Below are 9,745 nucleotides of genomic sequence, written 5' to 3' on the forward strand. Positions count from 1 at the left end.
CCAGTCACGGCGGACAAGGTGCGCCAAGCAGAGGTCGGTGGGCATGGTGGTCTCCTGGAGTGAGGCATGGGAGCCACAGGAAACCACCAATGATTATGCGCAGGCGAGATCCGCCACCGGAGCCTGCAGAGGTGTTGGCCACGGCCATTTCAAGCCACGCCGCCGGCGACTCCGCATAATCGCGGACTGAACATAATTCCGATTATGCTGAACTCGACATAATCGGAAAAATTGGATGTTCAGCTGGACCGAGCTGGGGGCCCAGCACGTCGGCATCGTCCAGAGCCTGATCGCAACCTGTCGGCTGCACCACGTCGATCCGTACGACTATCTGGTCGACGTTCTCCAGCGTGTCGGCCAACACCCGGCCGCCGATGTCGCACAGCTCACGCCTCGGCTGTGGAAGCAGCACTTCGAAAAGGCTCCGCTGCGCTCGGATATCTCAAGACGCGTGGCGTAGCAACTACGCCGCGGGCTGAACGCTTACGATGATATTTGCATTGTACTGTAAGCGCCCGGCGATCCTTTCAATTACCCACAATTTTGATACCAATTCGCGCTCCCAGGACAATGTCGTTCAGCTTGGATAAGCCCCTCCAGATAACAGTGTTTCCTGGGGGAGGGTCATGAGCCCTGTCCAGGTAGCCGCCAAGCTTTGCCAGGCGCACGAGGTACTCTGACAGTGCGGGCTTGATGCGACCGTACCGCGGCATCAACTCATTGAGAATCTGCACTTCCAGTGGAGTGAACACGAGTTCGGGTATGCCATTCGGTGCCGAGCGGTTCATCAGGCCAGCTCGCAGGGCACCGAGTAGTGGTTGCGGGCCACGCTCACCAGGCAGGTGCTGGAGACGCGCCCCGGCTCTTCTACGTAACCATCGAACGCACTGACCATCGGCATCCGCTGCGGCTGCTCGTGCTCGAGCATCTCGGCGACCGAGAGCGCGCGTACTCCGGATGCTGGATTTGCTGCCACAGGGCCTGGCAGCGGGCCAGCAACCACACGTTGAGCTCCACGAAGCTGCCAAAGCGCAAGCGGCCCGCATCCTGCCAGATGCGCCGCTGGCTGCATATCAGTGTCCAGCCACATCGTCAGCGAACCTCGGGTCTTGAATGCCGCGTTGTAGTCCGCCCAGTTTGTCGTCTTGTATCTGCCCCGCGGGCGCTTGCCTTCACTTATGCCCAGAGCCTACCCGTTGGGACGGGGGGGGCAACAAAGCCAGCTCAGTCTTTCGACCCTGCCTTCCAGCGCAAGCCCCACTGATACCGCTCATCCAGTTCCAAGTGGCCAGCGAAGTATTCACCTAGCTTCGTGATTTTCAGGTTGCCACGTTCGTTCTCGATCATCGCGATCGCGCACATGTTCTTGCTGTTGTCGTGGTTATCCAAACGGACCTCAACCGGAGGATGCCCAGGAACTGTCAGCGTTACGACGCCGTCAGCTTGCCCCCAGTTGGCTACGCCCTCGTAGATGAAAGCGTAGATACAGACCCGATCGAGATCTTTCAAGTGATCGCCGTTGATGTATAGAAACTCGCCCGAAGAATTGGCCCCTGTGCGATCGTCGCCGGCCATGTGGATGTATGGCGGGCGATTGAAGTCCCCGAAGGTGTTCCCGAGGGCTTGTACCGCGCCCTTGCGGCCATCGGACAGTTCGAAGAGACACCCAAGATCTAGGTCGATCCCCGCCCCCTTTGTTTTCCCGAATACCCCGCCAAGAAAGCCCCGTTTCTCTTGAGCCTGTCCCGACGACCAGTTCAGGTTGCACACGATTCTCCCGTGACCGGCCTGTCCGCGCTTCTCCAGCGAGATCTTCTCGCCCCGCTTCTCAAGCGTGATCTTCAAGAGGGAGACCTTGGGAGGCGCCGGAGGAGGAGGTGGTGCAGCCGGTGCGGGCGGCTGTGGGGCTGGCGCCGGAGCGGCCTTCTCGGCGACTGATCCGCCAAAGTGCGTCACCAGTGCATCAAGCCCACCGTTAAACCCCTGGCCCACGGCACAAAGCCGCCAGACCCCGTCCTTCCTATAGAACTCAAGAAGCATGACAGCACGCTCGGAGGCGAAGTGTCCCCCGTCAAAACGATAGCAGCCGGCTACCGTCGAGCCGCCAATCAGGGAAACCGAGGAGGCGCCAAGCTGTCGCATGGTTCCGGAGCCGTCTATCGCGAGGGTCATCACTAGCGCATCAATCGAGGCAGGCAGTCGTGCCAGATCGAGATCGAATTTACCCTGCCCTTTGAGCTTCACCGCCCCGCAAGGCGTTGTCGGCTGGTTGAAGAAGGTCATGTAGCGCTCGTCGGAGAGCTTTCGAGCTCCGTCCAGACCAAAGCACGCCACATCGACCGTCAGCGGCCCTGCGTTTAGCTCCACCGTGACAGAAAAAGCAGCATCCGCCAGCCCCAACGCCTCAAGTTTCAATCGTTGTCCGCGCGTGAAGTCCATTTTTTATCCTTTCCCTTTTCAGAAGACATCTGACTTATGCTGCCAGCGAGTTCGCGTCTGCGCTCTGCTGCAGGCCGAAACACGAGGCGGACTTGCACAGGTTGCGTGCCCAGTTCCGGTGTGTGGCGGGCTCGCACATCGAGTCGTACATGCGAAAGACAGCAGGCGCATCCTCGCGCAGGATGTGGCTCGCCATCTCCAGATCCGAGGCATGCACCCGGTAGCAGGCGTGAATCAACGGCACTTGGTCGGGATGAATCGCCGTCTTGCCGATCAGACCATGGGCAAGGTCCCCCTCAACTTCTCGCTGCAGCGTCTCGATGTCGTTGAGGTACTCAAAGACAGGAGCGCTCAGGTTGAAGCCGCTCGGCTTGAAGGTGGTCACCAATCGCGCGATCACCTGTCCAAGGGACGTTTCATACAGCGTTCGGCCACGAGGGCGACGCATGCCGATGATCGAGAGCAGATCGTTGCCGCCAATCCGAAGCGAGAGCACTCGTTCGCGCACCCCGTCCTTGTCCATGACCCGACGCAAGGCGATCATCTCGCGCTCGTCGAACACCTCTTTGGTTTCCAACGTGGGCATGATCAGGTGACCTGTGCCACGCAGCAGCCTCAGGTACTTGGAGAGCGCACTTCGAGTCACCTTGGGCAGCACGAAGCCATCCAGTTTCTCGATGCCAGGCAACGCGAGCACTTGGCGCATCACTTCCGGGTTGCGCACCCGAATGAAGCGCATCTGGTGTGACGCAGATGTGAGCGCACGAATGGGCGCACGCAAATTGTCGATTGCGAAACTGAGGTCCTTGAGTCTGACCGAGTCCTCGGTGCAAAAGATCACCGACCGCACCTCGGAGAGCCTCTCTCCTCTCACCACGTCGAGCAGATCCAAGCGTGTTGCGGGCAGATAAAGGCTTGCGCCCAGTTCGGTGGCGTCACGCATCACGGGCGCTCCTAATGATCGAAACGGCGTTGTAGGGCAAAGTGGCGTCGGTTTCGACTGGAACGGCCTTCTCCTCGGCAAGCGCCAGGAGGTGGACCACCTTCAGGTCATGACAGTCACGAACGATCACCCGCTGCGGGAACCGACGCAAAAGCACGCGCGTTGCTTCACCGATCCCCGGCTTGATGAGGTTTTCGTCTGTAATCCCGTACAGTGACATTGCCTCTTTCATGTAGCCGCAAGAGATCGCCGTTTGTGCTGGCCTGCTCAGTTGCGGCGACTTGGGCGCACCGCCGTTCTCCAGGTGCCCAATCGCCCCGGCCACGACGTCGTCAACGAACCATTGCGACAGGTCATACTGGGCGAAGTCTCCAAAGAACACGCAGCCGTGGTACTCACCAGGCAGGATCGCCTCGTTCAGGATCGAACGGCTCACCAACCCGCTGATGGTCGAATTGAGAATGCTCGACGAAATCAGGTAGTCCTCGCTCGAGGCAGCCAGTGCGGCCGACCCCGCCAGATCGGTCAGCACATTGAGGCCGGAGTCGATGGCGGTTCCGTGCGAGCGGTTGTATTGAGCGATGGCTTTCGTGAGTTCACGGCTGATGACGCCCTTCCCGGTCCATCCGTCGATGAACGCGATCGACTGAGGGCGATGCCCCCGCGCCAAAATCTCACTAAGTGCCGCGGTATCGATTCCTCGGTCCCGAATAATCGAGATTGAGTAGTGCGCGGGTGGTGTGCCGGAAATCCGCGCAACGAGATGTCGGAGAACAGCCCCGATGGGTGTGCCGGCGCGTGCCAGTGAGACCAGGGTCAGTTCCGAACCGTGTTTCTCATGGAGCAGTTGCGCCAGACGCAGGCAATCCCCTGACAACTGCGCGCGGTTGCGCTGGTGAGCGTCGTGGAACAGCCCAAGATAGCGCTCTGAGGGGACTTTCTCGGGGGAGAGCATTTCACTGTAATGCCGGGTCCCGGACTGGATCAGCGACTCCTTGAACTCGAGGTCAGCGATGAAGTCGATCGTGATCGGCTTGAGCAAGAACTCGACGTCGCTCGGACGGTAGGAGCCGCAGAACATCATGCAGCCTCCCACTTGCGGTTGATCTGGCTTGCCTTGGGAACGAGTGCGTAATCGCATGTCGTCATGAAGCCTAAATCAGAGAGGCTGTCACCCATCCCAAAAGTGACGATCTCGCCATGTTCGCGGCGCAGCCGCTCGGTGAGATGCTCGACGGCGTGGCATTTGTCCAGCCACAGCGGCAGCACGGAGAGGTTGTTGCCGTTGCGATGAATTAAAAGCGGCAACGCTGTTTCGGCGCAGTAGTCGCGCAGCAAAGGCTCGGTGCGGTCTAGCGCCTGCTCATCGCCCTCATTGCTCTTGGCGCACAGGTAGAAGGGCGTCTCGAAGTCCGAAATGATCCGGATGCGCAACTGGACGCAAAGCGAATCGGCAATCGATTGCAGGACCCCGCTGACATGCTCGAGCATGGGCAGCGTATGTGCTGCCTGAGTGCGACTCTGTGCAAGCCAATCCTCGTCTACTGCGCCGTCTGCCCGCAGGATGATGCCACCGTAGTTAATCACCGCCCCGTTCGTGAACGGCCAGCGCACCCGCGAGAACGCATCTGCGTTGCGCGCTGTCACCGGGATGACCGTCATCTCCTGCTGCATCAGCATAAGGAAGCTCTTCTGGGCTTTCGTCGCAAAGGAGTGCGCCGTGCCATCCTTGAGATACGCCATGGGCGTCAGAGGTGCGCCCTCGGGGCACTTGCGGCCTGACTGGAACAGCGTGTCATCAAGATCAGCAAACAGGAATTTCTTCAACATGGTCGTCTGAGGTGAAGTGAATCAGGCGGGCGCGCAGCGTCGTCGCCAACGCAATGAGCTGATCGCTCGGCGCAGTTTCATGGCAGATGAGCACCCGGGCGTACTGCCCGGGCCGCACGTTGTAGAGGTAGTTCTGGACGCCTTCGCCATAGGGGTCTGGTACCGTAAGGATGTGACCCACTGCCCCCCATAGGAGGATCGGCGAGCGGGTGGTGGACTGGACGCGCACGTCCACACCACGCAATTCAAGCGCCCGGCCAAGCGCGAAGGCTGCATGCATGAATTCGCCCGTACCCAGAACCAGGGTGGTGCTCTCCACCGGCTCACGGGCCAAGCGTTCGACCAACCTATTCGACGGGGATACGCAAGTGGTGCGCCCAAGGCGACCGTAGCCGGCGTCCTCAATCTGTACCTCATGCCCTGCTGAGCACTGGGCAGGACTGGTCGCGGCCAAGGTCTCAGGCACAGCGCCATGCTGGTATTCGAAGCGCCAGGCACCACGAAGCAAGCCACCGATTGAGCAAGGACTGCCCATGCGCTCGGAGAGCAGCGCACGCCGGTCTCCAGTGAAATCCGCAATCGTGGCGATATGCACACGCGAAAGCGCGGGCATGACACGACGCAAGGCCGCAACGAGATTCACGAACGTGTTGCCCGTGCTCAACTCGTCGTCCACCAATACGACCTGAGTGGCCGCAGCCAGCGCCGCACGGTCGGTGTCTCGCTGCGGTAGGTGCAGGAACAGTCGTGGCGCGTGGCTGTGAGACTCATCGAATCCGAACCAGTCTGCCCCCGGGACCCTGTAACGTGTGCTCTGCATATACAATGGGCTCGAGCCGGGGTGCGCATGGGCCCAAGCCTCGAAGACCCCCTGGCCCAGCCCGGTTGCCGTTTCCGCCATGCCTATGAACACAACCGGCCCTGCGGCATCGGGCACAGTAGCGGCCAGTTGGCGATGCACGGACACCATCTCGCTCGGGATCGATGGGTAGTGCTTGCCAAGGACCTTGCTTAGGAAGAGGAACGCGCGCTTCGGGTTTGCCCTTGCCGCGAAATCAAGGAGCGACGCGAATGCAGAGCGCCCCTCCTCGAGCTCCAGACGCAACACGCCGGTTGGAAGCTCCGAACGGATTGTGCTTGGCGCATGCCCAACAGCCGCGACTGCGCTACTCATAACATGCACACCGCCTGGTTGATCTCGGCTACGCGCAGACCGTCCTCGATTGGCCCCGGCGCAACGGCATTACTGCCTTGGTCGAAGGCCACGAGTCCGAGATAGGGGAGATTCGGCCCTGCGAGGCAAGCCATTGCGATACCGCCCGCCATGCGAGGATTGATCTCAAGAATCCTGAGTCCTTGACTCCCCTCTCGGAACTGAATGTTCACGTTGCCGTTGAGCGCGAACTGCCGGACCAGGTGCGAGCAGGCCTGCAGGATGTCCTCGCGCACCACGATTGTTTGCCCTTCCCCTGAAGCGAGAGGCTTGCGTCGAGCGACTGCACACACCAACTCGCCGTTGAGCGCCACGCAGTCGACGCTGAACTCGTGCCCTGCCAGGAAGGGCATCAGCAACATCGGCCGAAAATGCCCAGCTCGCTGCAGCATCTCGCGCAGTGACATCAAATCGATTCGGTACGGGTTGCCGTCGAGCATCAGATCAAAAGCGCTTTTCTTCTCGCTGATCTGCCGGAACCCGATCCCATAGACCGAAACTGAAGGCTTCATGCACAGCACTTCGTGCCGCATTCGCATGCGCTCATAGGCTGCATCGAAAGCCTCGGCGTCTTCGAACACCTCGAGCTCGGGCGACGGCGCGCTCGGGGCGCATGCCTCCGCATAGAAGCAGGCCTTATCGTGCAGGCGCTCAATCGTGTCGGGCGCCGCCGCGCTGAGGACGCGCACACCCTGGTCCAGAAACCGCTGTGCATGGCGACCGATCAGCGTGGCTTCCTTGCCAGGCACGAAGATGTCGATCTTCCTTTCCCGGCAGAAGGCCAGGCACCACTCCACGTACCCTTCACCAGTCAGTCCGCTGGGCTCCGCAGCCGCCTCATCGGCAGCCAGCGGACCCAGTGCGTGCGGGTTCGGGTGCGTGCACAGCAGTCGATACTGGCCTTCGGAGTCGCCCTTGCGAATCAAGGTGAGCGCCGAATGCACGGACGAAAACGTCTTGTTGAACCAGACCCGCTTCATGAAAGGCATCACAGATGCGGCGTGATCTGGGGCATCAGTTCATTGAACGTGCGCCCAACCCCGTTCTCGCCAATGGCGTGCATCTTCCACTCGCCATTGTGGCGATACACTTTGGCCATGATCTGTGCCGTGTGATTGCCCTGCACAGAAAGGTCGTAGCGGGCCACCTCCTTGTTGTTGGAGGCATCAACGATGCGGCAGTAGGCGTTGGCGACCTGATCAAAGGTCTGCCCGGTGAAGGAGTTCACGGTAAACACCAGCGACTTCACCTGGGGAGGAACCCGGGACAGATCAACGATGATTTGCTCGTCATCCCCATCACCAGCACCTGTGCGGTTGTCGCCCGTGTGCGTGATGCTTCCATCGTGACTCTTGAGCTGGCGAAACCAGACGGTGTCGGTGACTCGGGCTTGCTCGTCAAACATCAGGCACGAAGCATCGAGATCGATCTCCTGTGCGGCACCACCGCCACCCAGAAAGCCCATCAGGCCCTTCTTTTCCTTTTTGACCGCATCCCAGCCAAGACCCATCACCACTTTTGTGAGCGTGCCGCCGGCCTCCTTGCTCAACGAGATTTTCTGCCCTTTCTGAAGGCTGATTGCCATGTGTTCGATTCCCTTTTTTGACGTTTTAACGAGCCGAAATGTCGATCGCGTGTGCGCTTGCTTCGAAGCACCACGGTTAAGCTCACTCACGAGGGCGTCGGGGCTTGCCTTTGGGCTAGCCGCATCCGTCCTGGCGGTCACTGCCGACATGCAAACTTAGGATGGTCGAGAAGCGGAGACACCCAGCGGCGTCCGCCGGGGCGTCTCGCGACAACACGCTGCGCTTAGACGTTGACGCCGAAGTTCTTCGCGAGCGGCCCCAGCCCGCCGGCAAAGCCCTGACCAATTGCCTTGAACTTCCAATCGCCGCTGTGGCGATAGATCTCACCGAAGATCATCGCAGTTTCGACCGAGGCGTCCTCAGACAGGTCGAAACGGGCGACTTCGGTGTTGCCGTCGGCGTTCACGCAACGAACATAGGCACTCGAGACCATGCCGAAGTTCTGGCGCCGCACTTCCGCATCGTGGATCGTGACGCACACCGAAATTTTCTCGATATCGGCCGGCACCCTGTCCAGTTCGATCATGATCGACTCGTCATCGCCCTCGCCGTCACCCGTGCGGTTGTCCCCCGCGTGCTGGATGCTGCCGTCAGCGGACTTAGCCTGGTTGTAGAAGATGAAATCAGCGTCCGAACGCACCTTGCCCGTGTTGTTGAGCAGGAACGCACTCGCATCGAGGTCGAAGCCGTCGCCATCGGTGGAACGAACGTCCCAACCCAGGCCGACGATCATCTTCTTCATGCCGGGGGCTTCTTTTGAGAGGCTGATGTTGCCGCCTTTTTGCAGACTGATTGCCATATAGTTTGTCCTTCCTGGTTGTGGGTGGTGAGCGAAGGGGGCTTACTGAACGTTGATACCATGCGCGACAGCAAGCGCATGCAGACCGCCGGCGTAACCCTGGCCGACCGCCCTGAATTTCCATTCGTTGTTGTGGCGATAGACCTCGCCGAAGATCATCGCAGTTTCGACCGACGCGTCTTCGGTCAGATCGAAGCGCACGATCTCGTCGTTCGTTTCGATGTTGACCAACCTAATGTATGCCCCGCGGACCATGCCGAAGTTCTGGTTACGCGCCTGGGCATCATGGATGGTCACCGCTACCACGAGCCGCTCGATTACTGACGGGACCTTATCGAGTACGACCTTGACGGATTCGTCATCCCCATCGCCGTCCCCGGTCCGGTTGTCCCCGGTGTGCTCAACGGAGCCACAGGTACTGCGGAGCTGGTTGTAAAAGATAAAGTCTGCATCGGAGCGCACCTTGCCGCTCGAACCGACCATAAAAACGCTTGCATCGAGATCGAAATCGTCACCAGACGTAGAGCGTGCATCCCAGCCGAGGCCAATCAACACGTTCTTCAGATTCGGGGTTGTTTTCGAAAGGCTGATATTCCCGCCCTTTTGCAAACTGATTGCCATGTATCAAAGCTCCTCTGTGAATGAATTTTTGGTTAGGCGTGTCACGCAAGGCTGCAGATTATGGGCACCCGCGTTCAGAAGCGTTTTTTCACGGAGGGCACTTCTGCATTGCACAGAACTCGCGGTGAACAACTTTTCTGCCGTTGCGAGCAAAGGACCTCCCGGCCATTATGCAGGTGGTCATGTGCATCCCATTACACACATCTCACGCCTCCCCGAACTGCCGTGCATAGCGGGCGCCTTCTACAAAGACGGCGATCTCCTGGAGACCCAGCCAGATGGTTTTGGCGCCTGGCTCGCCGTCGTGCCGGCGG

General features: G+C 59.9%; 11 protein-coding genes and 3 pseudogenes. 1 reads left to right on the forward strand and 13 read right to left on the reverse strand.

The genetic code is table 11. The features are described 5' to 3' along the window. Positions 1 to 223 precede the first annotated feature (223 nt). A pseudogene (locus GH681_RS22100) lies at positions 224 to 460 on the forward strand (transposase domain-containing protein); the annotation flags it as partial. 67 nt (positions 461 to 527) lie between these two features. On the opposite strand, the gene GH681_RS22105 reads toward GH681_RS22100, so the two are convergent. The 13 genes and pseudogenes from GH681_RS22105 to GH681_RS24185 form a co-directional block, all read right to left on the reverse strand. Continuing rightward, the gene (locus GH681_RS22105; RefSeq protein WP_153163680.1) at positions 528 to 788 is read right to left on the reverse strand and encodes an IS4 family transposase; all 261 of its coding nucleotides are present in this window, start codon (positions 786 to 788) and stop codon (positions 528 to 530) included. Between the two features lie 5 nt (positions 789 to 793). Next, positions 794 to 1,068, reverse strand: a pseudogene (locus GH681_RS22110) (IS21 family transposase); the annotation flags it as partial. After that, positions 1,067 to 1,180: pseudogene (locus tag GH681_RS22115) on the reverse strand (IS5/IS1182 family transposase); the annotation flags it as partial. The pseudogenes GH681_RS22110 and GH681_RS22115, both read right to left, overlap by 2 nt. Before the next feature lie 44 nt (positions 1,181 to 1,224). Continuing rightward, positions 1,225 to 2,439 (reverse strand): TerD family protein, encoded by a 1,215-nt coding sequence (locus tag GH681_RS22120; protein ID WP_153163681.1) that lies wholly within the window; start codon positions 2,437 to 2,439, stop codon positions 1,225 to 1,227. Between the two features lie 34 nt (positions 2,440 to 2,473). Beyond that, complete coding sequence (locus GH681_RS22125) at positions 2,474 to 3,382, reverse strand: HpcH/HpaI aldolase/citrate lyase family protein (RefSeq protein WP_153163682.1); 909 nt, start codon at positions 3,380 to 3,382, stop codon at positions 2,474 to 2,476. Further along, positions 3,375 to 4,466 (reverse strand): cysteine protease StiP family protein, encoded by a 1,092-nt coding sequence (locus GH681_RS22130; protein ID WP_153163683.1) that lies wholly within the window; start codon positions 4,464 to 4,466, stop codon positions 3,375 to 3,377. The genes GH681_RS22125 and GH681_RS22130 overlap by 8 nt, the downstream gene beginning before the upstream one ends. Further along, positions 4,463 to 5,212 (reverse strand): hypothetical protein, encoded by a 750-nt coding sequence (locus GH681_RS22135; RefSeq protein WP_153163684.1) that lies wholly within the window; start codon positions 5,210 to 5,212, stop codon positions 4,463 to 4,465. Before GH681_RS22135 ends, GH681_RS22130 begins: the two co-directional genes overlap by 4 nt. Then, complete coding sequence (locus tag GH681_RS22140; RefSeq protein ID WP_153163685.1) at positions 5,187 to 6,320, reverse strand: phosphoribosyltransferase domain-containing protein; 1,134 nt, start codon at positions 6,318 to 6,320, stop codon at positions 5,187 to 5,189. Before GH681_RS22140 ends, GH681_RS22135 begins: the two co-directional genes overlap by 26 nt. Positions 6,321 to 6,382: 62 nt before the next feature. Further along, positions 6,383 to 7,414, reverse strand: coding sequence for an ATP-grasp domain-containing protein (locus GH681_RS22145; protein WP_228112033.1), 1,032 nt, complete (start codon positions 7,412 to 7,414; stop codon positions 6,383 to 6,385). Continuing rightward, positions 7,414 to 8,010 carry a TerD family protein gene (locus GH681_RS22150; RefSeq protein WP_153163686.1) on the reverse strand — a complete coding sequence of 199 codons (597 nt, stop codon included), beginning with the start codon at positions 8,008 to 8,010 and terminating at the stop codon, positions 7,414 to 7,416. Before GH681_RS22150 ends, GH681_RS22145 begins: the two co-directional genes overlap by 1 nt. A gap of 224 nt (positions 8,011 to 8,234) precedes the next feature. After that, entirely contained in the window at positions 8,235 to 8,810 is a 576-nt protein-coding gene (locus GH681_RS22155) for a TerD family protein (RefSeq protein ID WP_153163687.1), read from the reverse strand. Between the two features lie 42 nt (positions 8,811 to 8,852). Beyond that, positions 8,853 to 9,431, reverse strand: coding sequence for a TerD family protein (locus GH681_RS22160; RefSeq protein ID WP_153163688.1), 579 nt, complete (start codon positions 9,429 to 9,431; stop codon positions 8,853 to 8,855). A 205-nt stretch (positions 9,432 to 9,636) separates the two neighbouring features. After that, a partial coding sequence (locus GH681_RS24185; protein WP_153163405.1) for an IS4 family transposase occupies positions 9,637 to 9,745 on the reverse strand: 109 nt, incomplete at its 5' end.

The organism is Zoogloea sp. 1C4, assembly GCF_009469605.1.
Taxonomy (GTDB): domain Bacteria; phylum Pseudomonadota; class Gammaproteobacteria; order Burkholderiales; family Rhodocyclaceae; genus Zoogloea; species Zoogloea oryzae.